The 399-nt window shown below is 66.2% G+C and carries 1 protein-coding gene; it reads left to right on the plus strand.

Features of this window, described 5'->3' with window-relative positions; all coding sequences use genetic code 11:
* On the plus strand, positions 1–192 hold a 192-nt coding region (locus AXK60_RS26060), incomplete at its 5' end, for a transposase (RefSeq protein ID WP_175400123.1).
* Positions 193–399: the final 207 nt, after the last annotated feature.

The raw sequence follows: 399 nt of genomic DNA on the forward strand, positions 1-399 counted from the left end.
ATGCTCGCCCTGACCAGCCATGATGCCCGCCGGTGGGAACCCAAACGTCTACGTCACCGACTCTTCTGCATCGCCGGATCCCTCGCCCGGCACGCCCGCCGAACCCGCCTACACCTCGCCGCGACAGCCCCCGACACCCGCCTGCTGATCGCCGGCCTACAGCGCCTGAACCGGATGCGAGCACCCACATGACCGACACAACGTCCCTGACCATCCGATCACGAAACACCCAACGGGGCAGTGGAACCCGACGCCACCCGACGCAACACCGGGGCGATCACCTCCGCCCACAGGCCGGAAACCGGCCCGAAACCACCAATCCGAAACCGATCAGGAGGAGGTCGACCACCTCATGAAAGATCGAGGCTAGCGGCGTCGCCGCTTCCCACATGTCATCCG

This window comes from Tsukamurella pseudospumae, assembly GCF_001575195.1.
GTDB classification, from domain to species: domain Bacteria; phylum Actinomycetota; class Actinomycetes; order Mycobacteriales; family Mycobacteriaceae; genus Tsukamurella; species Tsukamurella pseudospumae.